The organism is Clostridium ihumii AP5, from assembly GCF_000612845.1.
In the GTDB taxonomy this organism is placed as follows: domain Bacteria; phylum Bacillota; class Clostridia; order Clostridiales; family Clostridiaceae; genus Clostridium_J; species Clostridium_J ihumii.
In genome coordinates, this window is the sequence record NZ_CCAT010000048.1 from 1 (window position 1) to 26656 (window position 26656).

27 protein-coding genes and 1 other annotated feature are annotated in these 26656 nt (G+C 25.9%); of the genes, 23 read left to right on the plus strand and 4 right to left on the minus strand.

From position 1 onward, the window contains the following. The 6 genes from BN346_RS09940 to BN346_RS09965 all read left to right on the plus strand — a co-directional run. A partial coding sequence (locus BN346_RS09940) for a cell wall-binding repeat-containing protein (RefSeq protein ID WP_148361096.1) occupies window positions 1-1323 on the plus strand: 1323 nt, incomplete at its 5' end. A gap of 514 nt (window positions 1324-1837) precedes the next feature. Then, a complete protein-coding gene (locus BN346_RS09945) occupies window positions 1838-2989 on the plus strand; it encodes a sensor histidine kinase (RefSeq protein WP_040328316.1) in 1152 nt (383 codons plus the stop codon). A 1-nt stretch (window position 2990) separates the two neighbouring features. Further along, entirely contained in the window at window positions 2991-3629 is a 639-nt protein-coding gene (locus BN346_RS09950; RefSeq protein ID WP_040328317.1) for a response regulator transcription factor, read from the plus strand. A 149-nt stretch (window positions 3630-3778) separates the two neighbouring features. Continuing rightward, window positions 3779-4714: an ABC transporter ATP-binding protein gene (locus BN346_RS09955; RefSeq protein ID WP_040328319.1), complete on the plus strand. Its 936-nt coding sequence runs from the start codon at window positions 3779-3781 to the stop codon at window positions 4712-4714. Window positions 4715-4726: 12 nt separating this feature from the next. After that, window positions 4727-5821, plus strand: a complete 1095-nt coding sequence (locus BN346_RS09960) for an ABC transporter permease (protein WP_040328320.1) — start codon at window positions 4727-4729, stop codon at window positions 5819-5821. Beyond that, complete coding sequence (locus tag BN346_RS09965) at window positions 5812-6879, plus strand: ABC transporter permease (RefSeq protein ID WP_040328321.1); 1068 nt, start codon at window positions 5812-5814, stop codon at window positions 6877-6879. The genes BN346_RS09960 and BN346_RS09965 overlap by 10 nt, the downstream gene beginning before the upstream one ends. Window positions 6880-6960: 81 nt before the next feature. Here BN346_RS09965 and asnA read toward each other — a convergent pair whose 3' ends face one another. Continuing rightward, entirely contained in the window at window positions 6961-7986 is a 1026-nt protein-coding gene (gene asnA / locus BN346_RS09970; RefSeq protein ID WP_040328322.1) for an aspartate--ammonia ligase, read from the minus strand. 53 nt (window positions 7987-8039) lie between these two features. Then, window positions 8040-8290 (minus strand) — a binding site (T-box leader). A gap of 415 nt (window positions 8291-8705) precedes the next feature. Here asnA and BN346_RS09980 point away from each other — a divergent pair. From BN346_RS09980 to BN346_RS09995, 4 genes are all read left to right on the plus strand, one after another. After that, window positions 8706-9392, plus strand: a complete 687-nt coding sequence (locus BN346_RS09980) for a response regulator transcription factor (RefSeq protein ID WP_040328325.1) — start codon at window positions 8706-8708, stop codon at window positions 9390-9392. Then, window positions 9389-10762: a sensor histidine kinase gene (locus tag BN346_RS09985; RefSeq protein ID WP_040328327.1), complete on the plus strand. Its 1374-nt coding sequence runs from the start codon at window positions 9389-9391 to the stop codon at window positions 10760-10762. Before BN346_RS09980 ends, BN346_RS09985 begins: the two co-directional genes overlap by 4 nt. An 87-nt stretch (window positions 10763-10849) precedes the next feature. Next, window positions 10850-11542, plus strand: a complete 693-nt coding sequence (locus BN346_RS09990) for a TIGR01906 family membrane protein (RefSeq protein WP_074432698.1) — start codon at window positions 10850-10852, stop codon at window positions 11540-11542. Window positions 11543-11777: 235 nt separating this feature from the next. Continuing rightward, complete coding sequence (locus BN346_RS09995; RefSeq protein ID WP_040328329.1) at window positions 11778-12707, plus strand: exonuclease domain-containing protein; 930 nt, start codon at window positions 11778-11780, stop codon at window positions 12705-12707. Window positions 12708-12916: 209 nt separating this feature from the next. Here BN346_RS09995 and BN346_RS10000 read toward each other — a convergent pair whose 3' ends face one another. Continuing rightward, window positions 12917-13279 (minus strand): DUF6483 family protein, encoded by a 363-nt coding sequence (locus tag BN346_RS10000; protein WP_040328331.1) that lies wholly within the window; start codon window positions 13277-13279, stop codon window positions 12917-12919. Between the two features lie 127 nt (window positions 13280-13406). On the opposite strand from BN346_RS10000, the gene BN346_RS10005 reads away from it, so the two are divergent. From BN346_RS10005 to BN346_RS10015, 3 genes are read left to right on the plus strand one after another with little or no spacing between them, the layout of a single operon-like run. Continuing rightward, the gene (locus tag BN346_RS10005; RefSeq protein WP_040328333.1) at window positions 13407-14102 is read left to right on the plus strand and encodes a lantibiotic protection ABC transporter ATP-binding protein; all 696 of its coding nucleotides are present in this window, start codon (window positions 13407-13409) and stop codon (window positions 14100-14102) included. A gap of 1 nt (window position 14103) precedes the next feature. Next, window positions 14104-14829 (plus strand): lantibiotic immunity ABC transporter MutE/EpiE family permease subunit, encoded by a 726-nt coding sequence (locus BN346_RS10010; RefSeq protein WP_040328335.1) that lies wholly within the window; start codon window positions 14104-14106, stop codon window positions 14827-14829. 1 nt (window position 14830) lies between these two features. Then, the gene (locus BN346_RS10015) at window positions 14831-15592 is read left to right on the plus strand and encodes a lantibiotic immunity ABC transporter MutG family permease subunit (protein ID WP_040328337.1); all 762 of its coding nucleotides are present in this window, start codon (window positions 14831-14833) and stop codon (window positions 15590-15592) included. A 67-nt stretch (window positions 15593-15659) separates the two neighbouring features. Here the strand turns inward: BN346_RS10015 and BN346_RS22070 are convergent, their stop codons facing one another. Next, entirely contained in the window at window positions 15660-16292 is a 633-nt protein-coding gene (locus tag BN346_RS22070; protein ID WP_040328339.1) for a hypothetical protein, read from the minus strand. Between the two features lie 311 nt (window positions 16293-16603). Between BN346_RS22070 and BN346_RS10025 the strand changes: the two genes are divergently transcribed. The 6 genes from BN346_RS10025 to BN346_RS10050 all read left to right on the plus strand — a co-directional run bounded on the left by BN346_RS10025 (window position 16604) and on the right by BN346_RS10050 (window position 22813). Then, window positions 16604-17578: an ABC transporter ATP-binding protein gene (locus BN346_RS10025; protein WP_040328340.1), complete on the plus strand. Its 975-nt coding sequence runs from the start codon at window positions 16604-16606 to the stop codon at window positions 17576-17578. Next, a complete protein-coding gene (locus BN346_RS10030) occupies window positions 17575-18378 on the plus strand; it encodes an ABC transporter permease (protein ID WP_040328341.1) in 804 nt (267 codons plus the stop codon). Before BN346_RS10025 ends, BN346_RS10030 begins: the two co-directional genes overlap by 4 nt. A 4-nt stretch (window positions 18379-18382) precedes the next feature. Beyond that, complete coding sequence (locus BN346_RS10035; protein ID WP_040328342.1) at window positions 18383-19165, plus strand: ABC transporter permease; 783 nt, start codon at window positions 18383-18385, stop codon at window positions 19163-19165. A gap of 373 nt (window positions 19166-19538) precedes the next feature. After that, a complete protein-coding gene (locus tag BN346_RS10040; protein ID WP_040328343.1) occupies window positions 19539-20360 on the plus strand; it encodes a methyl-accepting chemotaxis protein in 822 nt (273 codons plus the stop codon). A 341-nt stretch (window positions 20361-20701) separates the two neighbouring features. Beyond that, on the plus strand, window positions 20702-21142 hold the full coding sequence (locus BN346_RS10045; RefSeq protein WP_040328344.1) for a hypothetical protein: 441 nt from the start codon (window positions 20702-20704) through the stop codon (window positions 21140-21142). A gap of 282 nt (window positions 21143-21424) precedes the next feature. Next, window positions 21425-22813, plus strand: coding sequence for an MATE family efflux transporter (locus BN346_RS10050; protein ID WP_040328346.1), 1389 nt, complete (start codon window positions 21425-21427; stop codon window positions 22811-22813). A gap of 55 nt (window positions 22814-22868) precedes the next feature. Here the strand turns inward: BN346_RS10050 and BN346_RS10055 are convergent, their stop codons facing one another. Continuing rightward, window positions 22869-24221: an MATE family efflux transporter gene (locus BN346_RS10055; RefSeq protein WP_040328347.1), complete on the minus strand. Its 1353-nt coding sequence runs from the start codon at window positions 24219-24221 to the stop codon at window positions 22869-22871. 237 nt (window positions 24222-24458) lie between these two features. On the opposite strand from BN346_RS10055, the gene BN346_RS22075 reads away from it, so the two are divergent. From BN346_RS22075 to BN346_RS10070, 4 genes are all read left to right on the plus strand, one after another. Further along, window positions 24459-24683, plus strand: a complete 225-nt coding sequence (locus tag BN346_RS22075; protein WP_242838419.1) for an RNA polymerase sigma factor — start codon at window positions 24459-24461, stop codon at window positions 24681-24683. A gap of 80 nt (window positions 24684-24763) precedes the next feature. Then, a complete protein-coding gene (locus tag BN346_RS22080) occupies window positions 24764-24982 on the plus strand; it encodes a sigma factor-like helix-turn-helix DNA-binding protein (RefSeq protein ID WP_242838420.1) in 219 nt (72 codons plus the stop codon). Continuing rightward, on the plus strand, window positions 24957-25910 hold the full coding sequence (locus BN346_RS10065) for an anti sigma factor C-terminal domain-containing protein (RefSeq protein WP_040328349.1): 954 nt from the start codon (window positions 24957-24959) through the stop codon (window positions 25908-25910). Before BN346_RS22080 ends, BN346_RS10065 begins: the two co-directional genes overlap by 26 nt. A 185-nt stretch (window positions 25911-26095) precedes the next feature. Continuing rightward, on the plus strand, window positions 26096-26656 hold the full coding sequence (locus tag BN346_RS10070) for a class I SAM-dependent methyltransferase (RefSeq protein ID WP_040328351.1): 561 nt from the start codon (window positions 26096-26098) through the stop codon (window positions 26654-26656).

A 26656-nucleotide genomic window follows, 5' to 3' on the forward strand; every position in this document is an offset into this window, starting at 1 on the left:
GGAAAAATAAATCAAAGTGGGAATCAGTATATAATTAAGGCTCAACAAGAAGGTTATCTTACTGTAGTAAATGACAAGAATAATTTTTTGATAAAAGAAGTTAATATATTAGATGATGCTGTATATTCTCTTAGAAATAGTAATATAAATAAGCCAATTATAAATGCTAGAAATATCAAGATTCAAATAGGTGAAGAATTAAATATATTAAATGATGTAACTGCAAGCGATAAACAAGATGGGGATATAACATCAAGAATAATAGTAAAAGGTACGGTTAACACAAAAAAAACAGGAGAATATAAAGTTATATATATAGTTAAGGATAATGATGATAATGAAGTTATGAAGGAAATAACAGTAATAGTTGAAGCAAAAGAATTACAGCCTTCAAGTGGTGGTGGAAATGTGATAAGCAAACCAACAATTATTTCAAATAAAATTGTGGGCGATAACAGATATGATACAGCAATAAAGATAAGTAATAGGGGGTGGAATAAAGCTGATAATGTATTAATTGTCAATTCTACATCAATAGTTGATGCACTTTCAGCAACACCTTTTGGAAAATTAAAAAATGCACCAATAATTCTAACAGAAGTTCAAGGATTAAGTAGTGAATCTAAGAATGAGATAGTAAGATTACAAGCTAAAAATGCATATATAATTGGTGGCGAAGGTGTTGTATCAGAAAATGTAGTATTACAATTAGAGGAGTTAGGAATTAATGTGGAAAGAATCGGTGGTGATGATAGGTACAAAACTTCATTAGAAATTGCTAAAAAATTAAAAAATATATCTAAAATAGCAGTAGTGAATGGAGTAAATGGATTATCAGATGCAGTTTCAATAGCTCCAGTAACTGCAAATGAAAATATGCCAATAGTATTATCATCACCAAGTGAAGGAACAAAAGTATTTAATGAATTTATAAATAATAACAATATTGAATCTTCATATATTATTGGAGGTCAAGGTGTTATATCAGAGGATATAAAAAATAAATTACCAAATTCAAAAAGGTTAGGTGGAGAAAACAGAAATGAAACTAATAATATTATAATAAAAGAATTCTATAGTAATGAAAATTTGAATAATATATTTGTCACCAAAAATGGGTTAAATAAGGAAGAAGATTTAATAGATGCATTATCTGTTGGGATATTAGCAGCTAGAGAACAATCACCAGTTGTAATAGTAGGGAATAATCTAGATGAAAATCAAAAAGATATACTATCTAAAAAGAAGCCAAAGGAAATAACTCAAGTTGGTGGTGGGGGAAATGAGAGAGCATTTAAACAACTATTAAATATATTTAAGTAATATATTATAAAGTAAAAATATTTAAAATTTAGTATAATAAAACGTCGCTAAGATTAAATTAGCGACGTTTTTTATTATGTATAGATTATAATCTTTAACAAAAATATACTGGCAATTTTATAGAATTTAATATTAAATGTATATAGGAATACAAATTTAAATTTTAAGTTATTTATGTTTCAGTTGAGAAAGAAATAACTAAATTATTATATAGAAATTAACAATTAACAATTAACAATGTAGGATAAAACTGAAGTATCAGTTTTAAAAAATCGATTTTTATAATAATTTGCAAAGCAAATTAATTAAAGATTATATAAAAACTTAGTTTTTATTAACTTGTATTTGTAAATATTAAGAACGAAGTGAATAATATTTACCATCATTGTTAATTGATAACTGTTAATTTTTAATTGGTTCCCAACATGATAATAGAATAAAATGTGATATAGTTAGTATCATTTGATAAAAATGGTATTTTAAATTTAAACTTGGAACCCTATAGGAGGATGTTATGGTAAAAAGCAAAGAGTTATTATTAATAAGATATATTTCATTTGTTATATTAGTAATTGAAATGTTTGTAAAAGAAGGAAATTATAGTGTTTTGAGTATTGTATTTATTTTATTGTTTATTATAAATAATCATTTAAGAATATTTCATATAAATAGAGAAAGAATGTTTTATTTATCTATAGTAATTGAATTAGCAGCAGTGTGTATAGGAAAATTAACTTTTGGATGTAGTATTATTTTTTATTTGATAGGTATTTCAATAGACATATTTACAGTGAAAAATAGTGTATTAAAGTATTTATTTGCTGGAACAGTTTTAATACTAGGAATAAATCCTGTGTTTAATAAAAATGTAGAAGAAAGAATTGTTACAAGTGTTTTACTTATAATATTTTTTATTCTTTTAAATTTTATATCAAGACTTTATAGTACAAAATTAAAGGCACAAAGTCTATATGATAAACTTAAAGTATCAGATGAAAAGCTTATAGAAGTAAATAAAGAGCTGGAAGGATATATAGAATCAATTGAAGAATTTACTTTATTAAAAGAGAGAAATAGAATTTCAAGGGAGATTCATGACAGTGTAGGTCATACATTATCAACTGCAATGATTCAATTATCTGCAATGGAAGCAATTTTAGATAAAGAAAATAATCCAATTAAAGATATGGTAAAGAACTTGAGAATATTTATTAATGAAAGTTTTCAGGATGTAAAAAAAGCTGTTAAAGAGTTAAAATCTGATGAATATGAGAATTATAGTGGAGTTTTAAGATTACAAGATGTATGCAAGAATTTTGAACGAATGTCTGGTGTGGAAGTTAAGGTTATTGTATCAAAAGGAGATTGGAATTTATCAACTAAACAAGTAGGTCATTTATATAGAATTACCCAAGAGGTTTTATCAAATTCTTTAAAGCATGGTAAAGCAACACAAGTAAAAGTCATTATGAATTTTACTTTAGAAGAATTTATAATGTCATTTAATGATAACGGTGAAGGAACAGATAAGATAGTAGAAAGTGGAATAGGTCTAAAAAGTATAAAAGAAAGAATTGATGAACTAGATGGAATAGTTGAAATGAAATCTAGTAGAAAAAATGGATTTTTTATTAAAGTTATAGTACCTAAAGAACTGGAGGTATAATATGAATAAGATTAAAGTTTTAATTGTAGATGATGAACAATTAATTAGAGATGGATTAAAAATGATGCTTTCAATATTTGATGATATTGAAGTGGTAGGAACTGCTGAAAATGGATATAAAGCATTAGAATGTTGTAAAACTATTGATGTAGATGTAGTTTTAATGGATATAAGAATGAAAGAATGCACTGGGGTTATGGGAACAAGGCTTATTAAAGAGCAATTTTCAAAGATAAAAGTTATAATTTTGACTACTTTTAAAGATAAAGAATACATTAAGGAAGCATTAAAGTATGGAGCTTTTGGATATATGCTTAAAGATAGTTCACATGATGTAATATATGAAGGAATAAAAACAGCATATAAGGGAAATATGGTTGTTCATCCTGATGTGGCTTTAGAGATGATGGAGTTAAACAAAGAAGTTAAAAAGGATATTGAAAGATATGGTCTTTTAGAAAAAGAAATTAAAATAATAAAAGCCATAGCAAATGGTTTAACTAATAAAGAAATTGCAGAGGAATTATTTTTATCAGAGGGAACAATAAAAAATAATATTACTAACATATTATCAAAATTAGAATTAAGAGACAGAACTCAAATTGCAATTTTTGCTTTTAAAAATGGAATAGTAAATTAATATATTTTAGAGGAAATAATAAGCTAAGGTTAATAGCTTATTATTTTTTTGTGACTTAAGTCATTTATGTAGTGACCTTCAGTTGTATTTATATAGTACTAAAAATTGTATTATATTGTTAAAGAAAGTTCTAAGGGGGAATTTTTATTATGAGTATTGTAGAAGTAAAAAATGTAACTAAAAGGTTTAATGATAAATTAGTTTTAGATAATGTAAGTTATAGTGTAAATGAAGGTGAAATATTTGGATTTATAGGTCCAAATGGTGCAGGAAAATCAACATTAATAAATATAATGACAAGTCTTTTAGTGCCAGATAGTGGAACTATTAAAATATGTGGATACGATATTTTAAAGGAACCTATTAAAGCAAAGGAGTTTATAGGATATGTTCCTCAAGATTTAGCATTAATGGAAGAACTTACAGCTTATGATAATTTAGAGTTTTTCGGTGCCTTGTATGGTTTAAGTGGAAAACTTTTAAAAGAAAGAATAGCTGAAGCTCTTAAAGTAACTGGACTTGAGGACACCAAAAAGAAAAAGGTAAAGAAATTTTCAGGCGGAATGAAAAGAAGATTAAATATAGCAGTGGCTATTTTACATCACCCTAAAGTTTTAATTCTAGATGAGCCTACAGTTGGAGTAGATCCTCAATCAAGAAATTATATATTTGCATTTATAAAAAATATATGTAAAGAATGGGGTTCAACAGTAATTTATACATCACATTATATGGAGGAAATTGAGGAGCTTTGCAATAGAGTTTTTATAATGGATTTAGGAAAAGAAGTGGCATATGGAGAACGAGAAGAAATTAAAGCTTCTGTATTTTCTAATAATAAAATAATTATAGAAACACAAAATATATGTGCAGATACAGTTATGGAACTAAATAAAATTGAAGGTGTAGAAAAAATATTGGATAGTGATAATGTAATTACGTTAACAATTGGAGTCAATTTTAAACTTGCAAATGTTCTTTCAATCCTAGAAAAAGATAGTGTAAATATAAAAAAGATTAGCTATGAAGATGTTAAACTTGAAGATGTATTTTTAGCATTAACAGGCAAAAATTTAAGAGACTAGGGGGATGAGTGTGTGAAGACTTTATATTATATAAAAACTACACTTAAAGGAATGATTTCAAATGGTGTAGTGACCGTATCATACTTTATCTTGTTTCCAATCTTAATTGCATGTTTTATGGGCTTTTTTCAAGGAATGGCTCATGAAAGTCCGTTAACACTAAAACCAGTTGATATAACAATTATTGATGAAGATAAAAGTAATATGTCTAAAGAGCTAGTTAATTTATTAGAAACTGATAATATTAAGGAAATTGTGAATTTAGTAGATGAAAAGCCAGATGCAGAGATAATAATAAAAAAGGGATATGAAGAGAATGTGTTATCTTTAAATAAAGGTAATATAGTTATTAATAAAAAAGTGGATAATATGAAAATGACAATAGACACTTTAAAGGTGATTTTAGATAAGTATCATCAAAAACTATATGTATCTATAAAAGGCGGAGATATAAAGGCTTTAGATAACCTTGATAACGAGGCTATTATTGAAAATGTAATGATAGATGCTGTAAAAACAGATAATCCATATAAGAAAATGGCATCATCAATGATAGGATTTGTAATAACAATGCTTATATTTACTATGATTCAAAGTGGATATGCAGATATAAGTATGAACTTAGAAAAAAGAATTATTTCAGCACCTATAACGAGACTACAATATCTTTTTTATGAGACAGCAGCATTATTAGTTTATGTGTTTATAATAATTACCGCTTATGTAATGTTTTTTAGAATTGCAGGATTAAGTTTTAATGGGAAATTTTTAGATTTATGTATATTAATAATATTGTCAACTATATTAGTTGTATCTATAGCCAAAGGAATATCAACACTATTTGGTGCTAAGTATGGAAAAATAGTTGGAAGTGTTATATTTGCATTACCGTTAATTAGTGGTGAAATATTTGTAGGTGAAGCAAATAAAATTGCTGTATTAACTCCAACTCATTATTTGAACAATGCATTTTCGATATATAATGCAAGTGGAAATTTAGATGGATGTGGAAAATGGATAGCAATAGTAATTATAATATCTCTAATAGTTTATACATTAGCAGTAATAAAAGCATGGATTAGTGGGGTGAAAAAAGTATGCAATTAATAAGGGTAGTCTTAATTAATATAAAAAAGCAAATGAAAAATCCATCTATGTTATTGATGACAGTAATATTTCCAGTTGCTATGCTTTTAATTATGAATTTTGGTGGTTCAGGTGAAAGCGGTGGAGAAATTGTAGTAATAGATAATAGTAAATCAAGTTATTCTAATGAACTTATTCAAAAATTAAGTGCTGAGTATACAGTGAGTACATTTGATGGAGAGGTAGAGGAACATTTAGACTCAATTAGGGAAAATAAAGTAGGTGCTATTTATGTTATAGATAGTGATTTTCAAAAGTTAATAGAAAATAATAAAATGCCTAAAATAAAATGTTACAAATCTGAAGCTACATCTGGAGCTATTATGGCTGGAGACATTATTTCAAAATATGTAATGGGTGTCGCAAAAGAAGAAGTTAGTAAAGGATTAAGTGAAAATGCGATAGTTACAAATATTGAAAATGAAAATATACAAAATAAAGATGACTATAAACTTAATGTAACCATGATATGCTACTTTATGATGATTGGTGGATCAATTATTACTACGGAAATAATTAAACTTAAAGAGCAAAAAGTGTTAAAGAGAACTATAGCAACAAATAATTCAGATATGGATATTTTAGGTGGGTTATTTTTATCATCATTTATATTACAAGGGGTTTTAAGTAGTATTGCATTTTTAATTGTAACAATTTTAGTGAAAACTCCAAACGTAAATATACCACAGGGAATATTAATTATATTTTTAAGTAGTTTAGTAACAACTGCTATAGTTTTAGCAGTAACAAGATGGATTAAAAATGCAACAATTGCAAGCTTATTTACAGTTGTTTTAGCACTTGCAACATTTGGATTAGGGATTTTTGGCAGCGAATTAGAATCTTTCAATAATGTACCAGAAGTAATAACAAATCTTAGTGTTATATCACCATTTACATGGTTTTTAAAAATAATAAACACAGGAGAAATTGTGATTCCAACTTTAATAGTTGTATTAATGTCATTAGTATTTTTTACAGCAGGAAGTTTTAAATTAAGAGAATTTGTTAAAGAATAAATTAAAACTAATAATGATTGGGCTATATCAAAACTATTTTTATAAGACGGTTTGATATAGTCCATTCTTTATTAAAAAAAACTATAATAGCTTTATATTATTTTTTTCACAAATTGATAAAGTGTTATTATCCCAAACTGAGGCTTGTACTTCTCCAATATGAGCTTTTCTTAGAAATAGTAAACACATTCGAGATTGACCAATTCCACCACCTATGGTGTATGGAAGTTTATCTTCAAGTAATAATTTATGAAAATATAAGTTTTTTCTATCTTCACAATTAGATTTAACTAATTGATCTTCTAGAGCTTTTTTATCAACTCTAATTCCCATAGAAGATAACTCAATAGAACAATCAAATAGAGGATAATAGAACAAAATATCTCCATTCAATGTCCAATCATCATAGTCAGGACTTCTTCCATCATGTTTTTCGCCAGATAATAATGTATCTCCAATTTTCATGATAAATACTGCCTTTTTTTCTCTACATATTTCATGTTCTCTTTCTTTAGGTGAAAGATTTGGATATTTATCTTCAAGTTCTTGTGTTGTTATAAATGTAATATCATCAGGAAGAAATTTTTCTAATGATGGATATTTAGATGATATATATGTTTCTGTAGATTTAAATACATTAAATATTTTTATAACTGTATTTTTAAGAGTAAGTTCATTTCTATCTTCTTTAGAAATTATTTTTTCCCAATCCCATTGATCCACATATATAGAATGTAAATTATCTAAATCTTCGTCTCTTCTAATTGCATTCATATCAGTATATAAACCTTCACCAATTTCAAATTTATACTTATGAAGTGCAAGTCTTTTCCATTTAGCTAAGGATTGAACTATTTCTAAATTGCTATTATTAATAGCCTTTATATCAAATGCAACAGGTCTTTCAAATCCATTCAATTTATCATTAAGACCAGATTCGGAAGGCAAAAACAAAGGTGCTGAAACTCTAGTTAAATTTAATTCTTTTGCAAGTTCTGATTCAAAATAAATTTTTAATAGTTTGATTGCCATTTCTGTTTCTTTTAGGGATAACATTGATTTGTAATTTTCTACAATTAATACTTTAGATTTTGCTTTATCTTTCATTATTTTTCTCCTTTTGTAATGTTTTTAAATATAAAAAAACCTTCATCCCTATACAAAGGGACGAAAGTTTAAATTCCGCGATACCACCCAAATTATCATTACGATCAGCTCTAAAAGTACGAAGATTAACTTGATACTTTTTCTCTTTTAACGGTGAGATTCCGTCTAAGTCTACTCTCATAATATATGATTTGGGTTAGAAACTCCGAGATGTTTTTCAATAAAAGCTTCGTTATTGACCTTTCACCATCGTCAACTCGCTAAAACTACGTCTTATATCTACTCTTCTCATCATTGTATTTATTTGCATTATATATTAACTTATTAGAAATTGTTTAATCAATATTATATGAGGATAATTTCAATATGTCAAACATTATTTCGAAAAATATTAAAATAAAATAAATTATGCAAAATAAAGCTTAAGTGAGTAAATTAATTCAAAAGACTAAAAATTTAAAAAATAATTTTTATACATTTTGATTTTTATGAATTTTATGGAGTAATAAAATGTTAATTAGAATATAGCATATTTGAAATGATTAAAGTTATATATGATATTAAAGAAATGTACGTTTAGAAATTTTGAAAAATCATAAGTATAAGTATAGAAAATATACTTAAATTTTTATGTTAATATTGTAATGAGAATAAAATAATATAGTATATTGAGATATTATATTTATAAAGTATACTATGGTATTAAGGTGGTGGTAAATGTGTATAATATTTTATTAGTTGAGGATGAGGAATCTGTTGCTAAAGTAATTAAAGCTTACTTAGAAAAACATAACTATAGAGTTTATTACACTGGATATGGTAAAGAAGCACTGAATATATTTAAAAATAATCAAATTGATTTAGTAATATTAGATTTAATGCTTCCAGATATTGATGGAGAAAGTCTATGTAAAGTATTTTATGAACAATCTGAAGTATATATTTTTATGCTAACAGCTAAAAGTGATTTAAATTCTAGAATAGAAGGACTAAATATAGGCGCTGATGAATATTTAGTAAAACCATTTAGTCCAAGAGAATTAGTAGCTAGGGTAAATGCTCTATTTAGAAGAATTAAGAAAGAAGAGTGTCATAAAGTTATTTACAATGATGGAATTTTATTTATTGACGATGAAAGAAGATTAGTAAAGGTAAATAATAAAGAGGTGACACTGACTCCTAATGAATTTGATATTTTAACATTATTAATAAAAAATAAAGGTTTAGTATTATCTAGAAATCAAATTATAAATAAGTTATTTGGTATAGAATTTGATGGCTATGACCGAACAATTGATGTACATATAAAAAATATAAGAAAAAAGATAGAGATTGATAGTAAAAACCCTAAATACATTATAACAGTAATAAAAGTGGGGTATAAATTTGGTGGTGATGAAAATTGATAAATATAAGAAAAAAATTAAATAGAGTATTTATTGTTAGCTCTATTATAACGATTTTTCTTGTAACGCTATTTATTAATTTAACAATAAATAAATCATTCAAAGAATATATGGATAATGTTCAAAATGAAAGATATGAGAGAATCGTAAATTATTTTCAAGAAATATACAATAAGTATGGAGAGTTTTATAAAGATTCAGGGGATGAACTAATTCATGAAGCATATATGAATGAGTATTATTTAACACTAATGGATAAAAATAAAAATGTTATATGGGGAATGAATCCTAATGATATGAAGGATGATTTACATTTTAAACATAGAAATGATAATGATGGCGAGATATATTCATCTAAAATTTTTGAAATAAAATCTAATGAACAAAACGTTGGATATGTGGAAATTGGACAATATTCACCTATCTTATTATCAGAAGCAGATATGAATTTCATTGTATCAATAAATAGAAGTATTGTAATAAGCACAATTATTACACTTATGATAGGAATTTTAATTAGTTTTTATTTATCAAAACAATTTTCTAAACCAATATCAGAGGTATCTAAAGCGTATGTTAAACTTTCAAGGGGAAACTTTGATATAAATATAGAAAGTAATAGTGAAATTCAAGAGATTAATAACTTGAAAAGCAGCATTAATATATTGGCAGAAAAATTAAAATACCAAGATAAGATAAGAAAAGTATTAATTAGTGATATATCACATGAAATAAGAACACCATTAAATATATTACAAAATAATTTAGAAGCTATGATAGATGGAGTATTTCCAATTACAAATGATAGTTTAATAACTTTAAATGAAGAAGTAATAAGATTTGGAAAATTATTAAACAACTTAGAACTTCTAAAAAAGTTTGAATTTGAAAGTGTTAAATTTAATTTACAGAGAATTGATTTAGAAGATTTAATAATACAAATTTATGAAGAGTTTAAAGTCATAGCAAAATCAAAACAAATAAAGATTTATTGTAATATAGAAAATAATAAGGATTATTTCATTATTGGAGATGTAGATAAAATAAAACAAGTATTTATAAATTTATTAAACAATGCATTGAAATTTACAGCAAATAATGGATTTGTATATATTCACTTAAGTAAAATTAATAATGAAATTATAGTTGAAATAGAAGATACAGGAATAGGAATAAGTAAAAATGATTTGCCCTATATATTTAGAAGATTATATAGAAGTGATGTTGCTAGAAATACAATAGAAGGTACAGGAATAGGATTAGCAATAGTAAAAAATATTTTAGAATGTCACAATGCAAATATTTCAGTAGAAAGTGAAATAGGAAAAGGTTCAATATTTAAAGTTACTTTTTATAATGAAAAAAATTAAATGATAAAGGCACTTCTTCATAATAACAACATAACTTTTTAGTATAAATAGTTATGTTTAAAAGTTATATGTGAAGGAGAGTTGTAAATGAATCTTAGGCATAAAAATACATATGGAAAAAGTGACAAGAAAATATATCATGTATTATTGTCTATTTCTTTAACATTATTCATTATTCTTATAGCGGTTAAATTAACATTGGTATTTAAACCTTTATATTATTATGATATCAATAGTTTAGAAATAGAAAATAAAAGTGGATATAGTAAAGAAGAAATAGTAAAAAATTATGATTATATGGTTGAATATTTGCTTAGTTATAATAATGAAAATAAAGAGTTTGAATTGCCAACAATTAAATTTTCACAACATGGTAAAGAACACTTTGAAGATGTAAAAAGGATATTTGTAACAATTGATATACTATTATTAATTAGTTTGATAATAAATATAATAGGTATAAATATTTATTATAAAGAGAAAAAGTTTCAGTATATAAAATATACAGCAAGAACATTAATTATTTTACCAAGTATATTAGTAAGTATTTTTATAATTGATTTTGATACTTCGTTTATAATATTTCATAAATTGTTTTTTAATAATGATTATTGGATATTTAATAAGGTAACTGATCCAGTGATAAAAATATTACCACAAGAATTCTTTATGCATGCAGCATTTATGGTACTAATAATTATAATTTTATTTAGTGTTGCTTTTAAAATAATATATAAAAAAATAGAAAAAAGAAATTATTTTACTACTATAGGATTATAAATGAAAAAAATTGAACATACACATATTTATTTAAAAATACATAAAAATACATAAAAATAGTTTCTATAAATTTTGCTACGAATTCAATACAGAATATTAAAAACTACATGTAAAGTTTTGGCGTTTATAGTTTTTGTGATGGATTTAAAAAGATAAAATTATTAATATAATTTATGTTATAATAAAAGAATTCTTAAGATAATATGAAATTAATATAAATTATAGGAGAAAAGCAATGAATTTTGTAGCTATAGATTTTGAAACTGCTAATGAAAAAAGAAATAGTCCATGTTCAATAGGAATCGTTGTTGTTGAAGATGGACAAGTTATAGAAAAGATACATTATTTAATAAGGCCTAAGGAAATGAGATTTATGCCAATTAATATTGGAATTCACGGAATTAGGCCAAGTATGGTTGAAAATGAATTAGAGTTTGATGAAATTTGGGAGAAAATTAAACATTATTTTGACAAAACTTTAGTTGTAGCACATAATGCAGCTTTTGATATATCAGTTTTAAGAAATACATTAAAATTATATAGTATAGAGTCACAAAGCTTTAATTATATTTGTACTATGAAACTTTCAAGAAATTTTTATAGTGAACTTGAAAATGCAAAGTTAAATACAGTTAATAAATTTTTAGATTATGAGTTTAAACACCATGATGCACTAGCAGATGCATTAGCATGTAGTAATATATTACTTAATATATCAAAAGAGTTACAGTTAAAAGATATCAGTAAAATATCTAAACAGGTTGGGGTAAGTTTGGGTATTGTTAATAAAAATGGATACATACCATCATCAAATAAGGGGAAAGTGTTAAAAAAATCTAGTAGACAAGCAACTAGAGAAAGTGTAAATATAGTTGATTCGTTAAATCAAAATGCTTTTAAGGGTGAAGTTGTAGTATTTACTGGAAGGCTAGACACGATGACAAGGATAGAGGCTACAAGTTTTGTTAGAAAAAATGGTGGGAGTACGGGGAGTTCAGTAACTAAAAAAACTACTTGTCTTGTAACTAATACTAAAAATATACAAAATTTACATAGAACTGAGATGAGTACTAAATTAAGAAGGGCTATTGATTTGAAAAATTCAGGACAAAAAATAGAAATTTTTAATGAAGAAGAATTACTAAAAAGAGCTGCAGAAAATTAATATTCCAATATTTAAAAGCAAAATTAAATCTTTTTTCTGTAGGTGAGGTTAAACCTTGCAAAGATCCAATTAGATATAATTAAAGGTATTGTGAATGAAATGAACAATATCATCAATAACTGTTAAATGTCCATTATCAATTGTTAAAGCAGTTGTAAAATACATTGTAATTTAAATGTGTATAAAAAAGCGTATGGAAATACGCTTTTTTATATATCGTAGATTTTTTTAACATCATTTAATCCAGTTAATATTTCATCTCTTGAAAAGTTACAATCAGATAATTTTTCATTACTCCATTCATTTATTTCACTATAGAAAAAGAATGCTAAAGACAAATATTTTGGAGAGTTATTCTTTTGTATAGCTTCAAATAAAATATTTTCAGCTTCGTTGATTTTACATTCACTTAATAAATGAATAATAGTTAATTCTAAAAGTTCTTCTTCATTCAAAACAATATTTTCACGTTTTAAATCGATATTTTCCTCAATAGATTTTTTACCTTTTAAAATATAGCCAATTACGTTTAAAGCAGATTTTATCATCTTTAAAATATAATCATTTTCCATACAAAACCTCCATATATATACATTTTAACATATAACATGAAAAAAGAATAAATTAGTGCAAAACTTTAAGGAATCTTTAAAATTAAAGTATATACTCGATTCATGAAAAGTGAAGGGGAGAATATATATGGAATATTTATTAGAAACTAAAAATTTGTCAAAAAAATTTAAAAATCAAACTATAGTAGAAGGAGTAAATCTATCAGTACCTAAAAATTCTATTTATGGTTTATTAGGTCCCAATGGAGCAGGAAAATCTACAATATTGAAAATGATATGTGGAATTTATAGACCAAGTGATGGAGCAGTTTATTTTAAAGGTGAAAAATGGAATAGAGGAAATTTAAAAGATGTAGGTGTTTTGATAGAAAATCCACCACTATATGAAAATTTAACTGCAAGAGAAAATTTGAAAGTTAGGACTACAGCATTAGGAATACCTAATTCAAGGATTGATGAAGTATTGGAGATTGTTAACTTAACTAATACAGGAAAGAAAGTAGCAGGAAAATTTTCATTAGGAATGAAGCAACGTTTGGGAATTGCTATGGCATTATTAAATAAGCCTAAACTTATTATATTAGATGAACCAACTAATGGCTTAGACCCAATTGGTATTGAGGATTTTAGAAATTTAATTAAATCTTTGCCTAAAAAAGATATAACAGTAATATTATCAAGTCATATCTTAAGTGAAGTAGAACAAGTTGTTGATGAAGTTGCAATAATATCAGATGGAGTAGTTGGATATGAAGGTAAAATAAATGAAAATTTAGAAGGATTATTTAGAAAAATTGTACTTGAAAATAGAAGGGAGAATTAAGATGTTAGAGTATGTTATATCAGAAACTCAAAAACTTAAACGAACTTTTAGCAAAAAGTTAATCCTTATTATCCCAATATTAAGTTTAATTTTACCAGCTGTATTAGGAGCTGGGTATGTTTTTCAAAATGGCGCATATAACTGGTGGTATACTATGTTTCTTCCAGCTGAAATTAGTATAATTTGTGCAATACTAATAGAAAAAGATTCAAAAATAGGATATAGACAACTGTTTACATTGCCGTTTAAAAAAGAAAAGATTTGGATGGGAAAAATTTTAACATGCAGTTTATTATATTTAATATCTTGTATTGTATTTCTAATTGGAGTGACTATAGGAGGCCATATTTTTAAAGAAACTATTACAGTTAGTAGAAGCTTTGTAGCAACTATAGTTATATTTGTAACTTTTTTATGGCAAGTTCCAGTATGTATGATTTTAAGCAGTAAATTTGGAAGTATTGTAACAATATTAATTTCTATAATTTTCAATGCATTTGGAGTAATATTTGCAATAAAAGATTATTGGTTTCTGTATCCATCATCTATTTCAGCTAGATTAATGTGTCCTATTTTAAATATATTACCTAATGGACTTCAAGTTGAAGCTGGAACAATATTTGAAAAATCCAATGTTATTGCCCCAGGAATAATAATGTCTATTTTATATTGTATTATTTTCACGCTAATTACAATAAGATTATTTAAAAAGCAGGAGGGAAAATAAGATGAAGGTATTTTCTAGGATGTTATATTCTGAAATCATAAAAATGAAGAGATCTAATGTTTTATTAACTCATTTATTAATCCCATTACTTGGAATAGGAGTGTTTTTAGGAGCATTTGCAATTTCAAGTTATACTGATTTTGCTAAGGTTGTAGGTTATATGCAAGTTGTTGGAGTTGTATTTCCAGCTATGATTAGTATTGTTAGTGCATTATATATAGAAAAGGAATCAGTAGCGGGAAATTTTATAAATATGTTAATTGGAACTAAAGTAAAGGTGTTAACATTTATAAGTAAGATGTTAGTAATAGTAGTACTAGGTTTTTTAGCTTCAATTCTTGCATGTGTAGGATTTTTCATAGGTGTTAAATATGTATTTCATAATGATTTGTTTAGTATTAAATTTTATATAATTATAGCTTGTATTTTTTTAGTTAGCAGTATATTTAGTTACATATTTCATCTATTTTTAAATATGAAATATGGCAAAAGTGTATCAATTAGTATAGGAATAACAGAAAGTTTTATAAGTGCATTATTATTAACTAATTTAGGACATGGCATTTGGCCATATATTCCATGCACATGGGGTAGTAGATTTGCAAATTATTTTAGTGTATTTAGCAATAACTTAAAAATATCTACAAGTGACATAAGGGAGATACATTTATCTATAGTTATACTTATTATATTAACAGTTTTTGGATTCGTAATTTCAAATATATGGTTCTATTTTTGGAGCGGAAGAAATTCTGAAAGTTAAATATTAAATAGAAAACTCATTGTCAAAAAGAATGTTTATATAAATTCTTTTTAGCAATGAGTTATTGTTATTCTCTAGGTATGTTTTTTAATCTTATTGAGCTAATAACTTTTGTGTCCTTGTCAAATTCAATATGAAGCTCTTGTCCGTATTTCCCAAGATCAGAAACAAAGTATTTAACCCAACCAACTTGATCCATATAGTCAACTTTTGGAGTCCCATATGCGTTAATAACATCATCATATGTTGAGTTTAATGTAATTCCTTTTGGTAATACTACAGTATTTTCATAACCTTCCTTGGTTTTGGAAATTTTAATGATTCCTAACATTGCGTCATCAAAATTAACTGTATCTCCACTTGTGTTAAAAAGAGTTGCATACATACGACTTTCTTCACTTTTGCTTCCATCATCCATACAGATATCTTCAACATAATATCCAGTCTCTAAAGGCTGACCTTTATCACTATAATTATTATATTTAAAACCGTTATCTTCTAAGTTCTTAGCTTTTGTTGGTAAAGTGTATTTTACACCATTTAAAGTTATATCACCTGATAGAGGTTCTTCACTCATTTGTGAAGTATAAGTTTTAACATCATCTTCAGTCAGTTCTTTAACTTTATTAGATGTGCCACATGCAGTTAATATGAATAAACATAATGATAAGTTTAAACATAAAATAAGTAATTTTTTCATAAATAAATCCTTTCAAATAGAAAATATAATTTTTTCAAACAAAATAATATTCGAAATTTTTCTACATTATTATACCATATTTTTATAAAAAGTAAAATATGTGTAAAATATGACAAAATAATATTAGAGGTTTTATTAACATTTTAATAAAATAATATAGTTACTATAAATAGGAGCAAACTTTAAAAGAAGATGTATGGCTTATATTCCACAAGAGTATTTTAAAAATTTTGAATAATCTTTCAAAAAGCTTATTGTTATGGTATAATTTATAAGCATTTCACCTAATTTAAAATAGGAGGATTAATATTTTGATAGAAGTTAGAAATTTATGCAAGAGTTTTAAAGTTTCCAAAAGAGATGAAGGTCTGGGGAAAGCTGTAAAGGCACTTTTTCATAGGGAATATGAATTAATTTATGCTCTTAAAGATGTATCTTTTAAAATTGAGGAAGGAGAAATGGTTGGTTATATTGGTCCCAATGGTGCAGGAAAAAGTACTACAATAAAAATTATGAGTGGTATTCTAAATCCAGACAGTGGAGAATGTATTATAAATGGAAGAACACCATGGAAAGATAGAATAAATCATGTAAAAGATATAGGAGTAGTATTTGGTCAAAGATCTCAGCTTTGGTGGGATGTACCTGTAGTAGACTCCTTTAGTTTAATAAAAGATATATATAAAGTACCAGACAAACAATATAAAAAGAACATAGATGAGCTTGTAGAAATGCTTAACATAAAAGAACTAATTAAAATGCCAACTCGTCAACTAAGTTTAGGACAACGTATGAGATGTGAAATTGCGGCTTCACTAATTCATAGTCCTAAAATCTTATTTTTAGATGAACCTACCATAGGATTAGATTCAGTATCAAAAATTGCAGTTAGAGAATTTATAAAAAACATTAATAAAGAAAGAAAAACAACTGTTATCCTTACCACACATGATACCCAAGATTTAGATGCATTAACAAATAGAATAATATTAATAGGAAAAGGACAAGTACTTTTAGATGGAAAATTAGATGAATTAAAAGAAAAATTTAATACTAAAAGAACTATATCTCTTAATTACTCAGGAAAACTAGATGCAACGTATAATGGACTTAAAATTATAGATAATCATAATGAAATAGCCAATATAGAAATAGACACATCAAAAATTTCAGTTTCAGAGGGAATTGCATATTTATCATCAAAAGTAAATATTAATGATATACAAATAAGTTCAAGTACAGTAGAAGATGTGGTTGTTGGACTTTACAGGGAGTATAAGATATGAAGGCATATTTAAGTTTTTTTAGGATAAGATTTATAAATGGGCTTCAATATAGAGCTGCCGCTTATGCAGGAATAGTAACTCAATTAGCATGGGGATTCATGTATATTATGTTATATCATGCTTTTTATAGAAGCAATCCATCGGCTGTACCTATGGAAATTTCAAAACTTTCAACGTATATATGGTTACAACAAAGTTTTCTAGCATTATTTATGACTTGGTTTTTAGAGAAAGATATACTGGAGTTAGTATCAAGTGGAAATGTTGCATATGAAATGTGTAGACCATTAAAGATATATGATATGTGGTTTATGAAAAATTTAGCAACTAGAGTATCAAAGACAACATTAAGATTTGCACCAATATTAATAATTACAGCTTTTTTGCCACAAGCATATAAATTTAACGTACCTAATTCATTTATAGAATTTATACTATTCTTAATATCTATGATATTAGGAACTATTGTTGTTATTGCATATTGTATGCTTATTTATATATTTAGTTTTTATACTATATCATCTAAAGGTGTTGAAATAGTTATGATTATGGTAGCAGACTTTTTTTCGGGCGGTGTTATTCCATTACCATTATTACCAGATAACCTAAAAAAATTTATTTACATAACACCTTTTGCATCTATGCAAAATGCTCCATTTAGAATATATATAGGTGACACACAAATTAAAAGTGCTTTGATTTCTATAGTATTACAATTATTTTGGGCTATAGTATTAATTTTTATTGGAAAAATTATAATGAAAAAAGCAATGAAAAAAGTTGTAGTGCAAGGAGGTTAAGGTTGTGAAGTTGTATTTAAAATATTTTTCAATACATTTAAGATCTGCTATGGAGTATAAAACATCATTCTTTTTCACTATATTTGGACAAGCCATTGCAACAATACTTTCATTTTTAGGAATGTATTTTTTGTTTGAGAGATTTGGCAGCGTAGATGGATATACATTTAACGAAGTATTATTATGCTTTAGTACTATACTTATGTCATTTGCATTAGCAGAATGTTTTGGAAGAGGCTTTGATAGATTTTCAGTTATAATATCTAATGGAGAGTTTGATAGGATAATGTTAAGACCAAGAAATGAAATTATTCAAGTCTTAGGGAGTAAAATAGAATTTTCACGAGTTGGTCGTTTAATTCAAGCTGGAATAATTTTTATATATGCAATAATTACTTGTGATATAGGTTTTACTATAGGAAAAGTATTCACATTAATGCTTATGATAATAGGAGGTACAGTTCTATTTTTTAGTCTATTTATGATATATGCAGCAATATGCTTTTTTACTATAGAGGGATTAGAATTTATGAACATATTTACAGATGGAGGAAGAGAAATAGCGCAATATCCACTAAGTATATATAAAAAGTGGATATTGAAATTTTTTACATTTGTAGTACCATTAGCATTTGTTAACTACTATCCTTTCTTATATTTAATAAATAGGGTTAGTAAAAATACATGGTTATATATGATATCACCAATATGTGCAATATTATTTATTATACCTTCATATATTTTATGGAGAATAGGAGTTAGACATTATAAATCTACAGGATCATAAAATTTAAATTAGAAATAAAGATTTATAAAAGGTAGTTATTGCTATATTTTTATAAATCTTTATTAAAATATAGCACCTATGTGTATTATAGATTCATACTTTTATAATTGTCATATAAGTTTCTTTCTATATTGATATATTTTTTGTTTTTAATGGTAATATAATAATTTTCGTATAATAATAGTAATCAAAAATTTAATATGTAGTTTTTTATAAGTAATCTGCAAAATATAATATTCGATATGTACAGAAAGTGGAGAATATTTAATTAATTATTTATGAACTATATTGATAGGTGGGTTATTTAATAGTAAAATATTTTTAAAATAATTTTAATTTTACTATAATTTAAATTAAAAGATAGGAGCTATATATGAGAGAAGAAAAGTTACAGCAGTTGAAAGAAATGCTACCATTAGTAAAGAAAATGGTTGATGAAGATTTAGCTATAACTATATTTGATAGAGAAGGAACTGTTTTATATTTTCAAAAGGCAGATACATTCCCTTTGCATTTTGATATTGGATATAGAATTGAAAATAGAAATGATAAAATATTTGAGGCTATGAGGACAGGAAAAGTTATACATAATAAATTACCTAAAGAAGTTTTTGGGGTGGCAATTCAAGGTAATTTAGTTCCAGTTGAAGATGATGGACAAGTAGTGGGTATTATTACTTGTGCATTCTCAACAGAACACAAAGAAAAAATTGGTGAAGAAGCTATAGAAATGAATAATGCACTTAATGAAACTAAAGATTCTATTAATGATATTAAGAATGGAGCAGTAGATTTATCAGGAGCATTAAATAATATTAAAGATATAATGAAGGTTGTAGAAAAAAATGTAAGTGATGTTGTATCAGTAGTTAATTCTATAAGAAGCAATGCATCAAGGTCTAATATATTATCATTAAATGCATCTATTGAGGCAGCTAAGGCAGGCGAAACAGGAAAAGGATTTACAATAGTTGCAAGTGAAATGGGTAAATTAGCAAAGATGAGTGGAGAATCTGCTAATCAAATTGATAAGGCGCTAAATGAAATGATTAAGTCCATAGAAGGTGTAGCAAAAGCGGTACATGGTTCAAATGATATAGCAGCTACTCAAGCTGAGGCTGTTCAAAAAATTACATTAACACTAGAAAACATAACTCAATCAGCAAATTTAATATCAAAAACTATAAATAAATAATAGTAAGAAAGGAATTGTAACTAATTTTGTTAACAATTCTTTCTTTATTTAAAGCATATTAATCATATACACTAAATATAATTTAAAAAAGCGTAGATTAATATAGTTACATGAAGAACTATATTAATATTATGATAATTAATTTTTATATAATATAGCTACAACTATTTGAAGTATATAGTAAGGTGAACTAATATTAAATTGTTTTAAAATAAAAATATCTATATTTATAAAAAGTATACAGGTAAAATTTATATAAACAAATTATAACTATCTTTTTTAAAAAATATGAATATACATATAATATACTCGTATTTATAAAATCGAGGAGTGATTGTTTAATGGGATATTATGAAGAAGATATATTGAAATATAAAAATTCTTCTTTAGAATACTTTGAAGGACTAATTAGTAAATATAAAGATATAGAAAATATAGAGGATGAAGAATTTATATTAGGATTGGAAGAATTAAAGGATGCAATTGAAAGCATAGAATATGGAATATTATTAAATTGCCAAAGTAATGAAGTTAGAAATGAAGTTAATAAATGGATAGATAGTTTTATAGAAGTATATGATACTAATTGGTCAGATAGTAAATGTAAAATATTAAGGCAAGAATTAGAAAATATTATTAATGAGGTAGAAGAGTTAGAAGCAGAAAGTTTATATTATGCTAAAATTGCAAAACAGAAGTTAGCAAAAAGCAGAGAACTAAATAAATTTTTAAATGAATTGCAACAAAAAATGGAAGAAAATTGTTATATAAATTTAAATTAGATATAAATAACACAATATGGATAAAGATGTTTGTATTTTCAAACATCTTTTTTATATATGTATAAATATTAAATTTCTTCTATATAAAATTAAGATTTATAAAATTTTATACCAAAAATGAGGTGAGTTTTTTTTACTTTATATGATATAATAGTTTTAATTTCTAAAATATGTTAGATGGTATTTTAGAAATTAAGAGTTAATTAAATGCAAATTAATGCCAATATTCATAATATTATTTAATATATTATGAAGTTTTTTATTTACAAAGGAGGGGAATCTATGGCAAAAATTTCAGAATTATTTGCGCCAAAAGACATGACAGAAGGAACGCCGTGGAAGAGAATTGTTGAATTTTCAATACCAATGCTAATAGGTAATATAGCTCAGCAACTCTATAATACAGCAGATTCTATAATTGTTGGTAAATATGTAGGAGATAACGCTCTTGCAGCAGTTGGAAGTGCATCACCAATATTGAATTTGTTACTTGTATTATTCGTCGGAATTTCAGTAGGTGCGGGAATTATGGTTTCACAGTATTTTGGAGCAAAAGAACGTGAACATTTATCACATACAATAGGCATTTGTATATCGCTTACAGCTATTGCATCTGTGATAATAATGGTTATAGGTCCAATTGTTACAAAACCATTACTTTTATTACTTAATACACCAGATGCAATACTTGATTGGTGTTCAAAATACCTTATAATATACTATTTAGGTATTGCAGGATTTGCTTATTACAATATTTTAGCAGGCGTTTTAAGAGGACTTGGAGATTCTATATCAGCACTTGTTTTCTTATTAATAGCAACAGTTTTAAATATAGGACTTGATATTTGGTTTGTAGCAGGACTTGACTGGGGAGTTCCAGGAGTTGCACTTGCAACAGTTATTGCACAAGGTGTGTCAGCAGTACTTTGCATTATTAAGCTAGCTACAATGAAGAGTACTTTTGATTTGAATTTAAAAATGTTAAAGGTAGACAAAAAATATTCAATGAAACTTATAAAACTAGGGTTACCATCAGGACTAACACAAGCTATTTTTTCATTAGCTATGATAGTTGTACAATCTTTAACTAATAGTTTTGGAGAAATGGTTATAGCTTGTAATGTAATAGTTATGCGTGTAGATGGATTTGCAATGATGCCTAACTTTACTTTTGGAAGTGCTATGACAACATATGCGGGTCAAAATATTGGTGCCAAAAAGATGGATAGGGTTGACAAAGGAACCAAAGATGGAACAATGATTGCGGTTATGGTCTCAACTACTATAACAATTTTAATTTTAACTTTTGGCAAGTATTTAATGGCTATATTTACAGATACACAAGAATTAGTTGATTTAAGTATGCATATGATGAGGATTCTTTCATTAGGTTATATTGCTATGGCAGTAACACAAAGTTTATCAGGGGTTATGAGAGGCGCAGGAGATACAATGACACCTATGTGGATTTCATTAATAACTACTGTAATACTACGTGTACCAATTGCGTATGGAGTTGCTTATTTAACAAGAAGTGCAGCATATCCTACAGGCAGACCTGAATCTACATTTATATCTTTACTTGTTTCTTGGGTATTAGGAGCAGTAGTAACTGCGATTTTCTTTAAAAGAGGTAAGTGGAGAGAAAAAGGAATTACAGGTGAAATTTAATTAAAATGCGAATGAATTCAATGCTAATATTAGTGTTGAATTCATTCGAAGGACATTACTTCTCTTTAAGGGAAGGCCAAACTGTAAAAATCATTGTTATGTAACAAGCTAAACCTCCTAAAAAATTAGAGATTGGTTCTGCTAAAAATACACCCATGATACCTAAATTAAACATTTTCGGTAGTGTTAATGTAAGTGGAACAACAATTATTATTTTACGTAATAATGAAAAAAAGATTGCTTGTTTAGATTTGCCAAGTGCTACATAAGTAGATTGTCCTGAAAACTGTAAGGACATCATGAAAAATCCAAAGAAATACATATTCATAGCAGGAACAGTGCTTTTAATTAAAGCAGGATCACTATTAAATATTTTTATAAAAAATTCAGGAAATATTCTTAAGACTAACCATATTAAACTTGCATATATAATACAAACTATAGACATGAATTTAATACCACTTCTAACTCGTTCATATTTTTTTGCACCATAGTTAAAACCTAAAACAGGCTGTGACCCATTAGTAATTCCATGAACAGGCATCATGATAATTTCACGAATTGAGTTAATAACAGTCATAACGCCTATATATAAATCTCCACCATAAACTTGCAATGTAATATTGCAGATAGCTTGAACAATACTATTTGTTAGGGCCATAATGAAGCCAGATAAACCAAGCGAAACAATTTGTTTTAGTATAGGTATCTTTATTTTGAAATTTTTATATTTAATTTTAAGAATTGCATTTTTGCCAGTTAAAAATTTTAAAACCCATATTGATGATAAGCATTGTGAAATTATAGTTGCAATTGCTGCACCTTGTACACCCATATTTAATGCAAATATAAAAATAGGATCTAAAATAATATTTGTAATTGCACCAAGTAAAATAGTCATCATGCCGATTCTACCAAAGCCTTGAGAATTGATAAAACTATTCATACCAAGACTAATCATAACAAAAATACTTCCAAGAAGATAAATAGTAATATAATTATTTGCATATGAAAATGTAGATTCACTAGCACCAAAAAGAAATAGGATAGGCTTTTTAAATATTAAACCTAATGCAGTAAGCAAAACTCCAAAAACAATTAAAAGAGAAAAAGAATTTCCCATAATTTCTTCTGCTTCATCAATATTACCTTTTCCTCTTGCAATAGAACAGAGCGGAGCCCCACCCATTCCAAATAAATTAGCAAATGCCATTATTATTGTAATAATAGGAAATGTAATTCCAACACCAGTAAGTGCTAAAGTTGAAGCATTTGGTATTCTGCCAATATACATACGATCAACAACATTATAAAGAATGTTTATAAGTTGAGCTAATGTCATTGGTAATGCTAAATCTATTATACATTTAGGAACACTTCCTTTAGTAAAATCATTTTTTTGTCTCATAGGTATCTCCCCCTAAACATAAATTTTAAACCAGATAAATATTACGAAATAATACAAATTTTTACACTATGTATATTAATTATTATACAATTAAATAAGAAATTAATAAAATTATAATTTAAAATATAGGTAAAAATTATAAAAAATGTATACATTTTAAAATGTGGATTGTTATATATATGAAGGCAATTTAATTAGATGGGATTTTAAGCAATAAATAATTAGAAAGGATGAAAGATGGAGCAAGATTTAGTTATAAACTTATATAAAAAGCAATTTAAAATAATATGTTTATATCTTGTCAAATGTGGTTGTTCTATTAGTGATGCAGAAGACATTGTGCATGATAGTTTTATAAAAGCTATAGAATATATGGATTCTGTTGAAGTTGAAAAACTTTCTTCATGGCTATTTAAGGTGGCTATGAATAACTATAAAAATAGAATAAAAAGAAAAAAATAATAAGTTTTGTTTCAATTAATGAAGAGCGATTTTACGAAAATATTGAAGATGAATGTAATGTAGAAAATGAGATAGTGCAAATGGAAAAAGCTTTAGAAGTATCGAAGGTTTTAAATGATATGAAGGAAGAATATAGGTCACTTCTAATCTTAAAATATGAATTACAGTTAAGTTATAAAGAAATAAGCTTATTGTTGGGGACAGAAGAAACAAATGTAAAAACTTATTTATATAGGGCAAGAAATAAATTTAGGGAAGAATGGAGGGCTTTAAATGAAAGAAATAGAGGAAATCTTTGATGAGAAGAAAATAAAGAAATCAGTAAAAAAGGCTAAATTTAAATTAATTATTAAAATAGTTACTATATGTATAATAGTATTTTTAGTTGGTGGAGTTTTAAATTGGTTAATGTGTTTTAAGTTTAGTAATGATGCGTATGAAAAAAATGAAGTTGATGTTAAATTATCAATTCCAAATGGATATATAAGTGAAGCAAATGATATTTTTGGATTTTTAGGTGGACAGGGAACTTATAAAATATCAAAACAAATTGGAGATAAATCTATTATATTAGAAGATAGGACATCTTCATTTGGAATTAGTTTTTTTAAGATGTGTTATAGATTCTGTGGAGCGGGATATCATAAAAGTGGAGAGTGGCCAGTAGATTTTTGGGAAAATGGATATAAGAAAATGAGATTTTTTCATCCAGAAATTAAATATAAGGAATATCAAAATGATCTGGAGAAAATAGACAGCATTCCTGATGGAAAAATTATTGAAATGGCAATATCATTTGACAAAAAGTATAAAATAGTAAACATGCCTACAATGAAAAATAAATATAATTTTCCAGAGATAACATGGATATGGTTAAATGAATTCACAAATAAAAAAATGGATGAATACAAATATAAAGTTGATAACTATGATGCTAAAGCCAATGGAATTAGGGAATCAGAGGTATTAGGTTTAGAAATTTCACACGAAATTTATGGTAGTTATGACAATGATTATGATGAATTGATAGAAAATTTAAAGAAAAGTAGATATAGATACAACAATGAACTATATGATGCAATTATGGAAAGAGGAAAGACATCAGCTGAAGATGCTGAAATCTTAGGTGTTATTGTTCAAGGAACAAAAGAAGAAATGAAAAAACTTATAAATAGCCCAGTAATAAAGGCTACATCAATTGGAATCGTAACAGACCCAGTCTATTAAGGATAAAGAACAGTTTATTCTTAATAGACTGTTTCTATTTAAATAAAAATACCAATATATAATGTAACAAAAAATACATCAATTAAGAAAATAAAAGGATTATAATGTAAGAAGGTTATTTTGATAATGTATGACAAATACAAAATGGAATAAATATTTATGGGGAATACATGGGGGAAAATAAAATGTTTATTAAAGAATATATAAAACATCCAAGAAAAGTAGGGGCTATTGCACCAAGCAGTAAGTATTTAGCTTATAAAATGATTAAAGAAATAAATTTTGAATTAGCAAAATGTATTGTAGAATATGGTCCAGGAACAGGAGCTTTTACAGAAAAAATATTAGCAAGAGCTAAAGATGATACTAAAATAATATTGTTAGAGGTTAATGAAGAATTTTACTGCAAACTGAAAGAACTATATGGACACAAGAAAAATGTAATAATATTAAATGAAAGTGCAGAGAAAATAAGTGAAATAATAAAAAAATATAATATAGAATTTGTAGATTATATAATTTCAGGGCTTCCATTTGCATCATTGCCAGAAGAGGTATCTATGAATATTTTAAAGGAAACGTCAAAGACAATAGAAAAAAGAGGAGAATTTATAACTTTTCAATATACTTTATTTAAAAAAAATTTATTTAAAGAATTTTTTAATGAAATTGAAATTGATAAGACCTTTAGAAATTTACCACCTGCATATGTTTTGCAATGTAAAATGGAAAGTCAAAGTGTATAA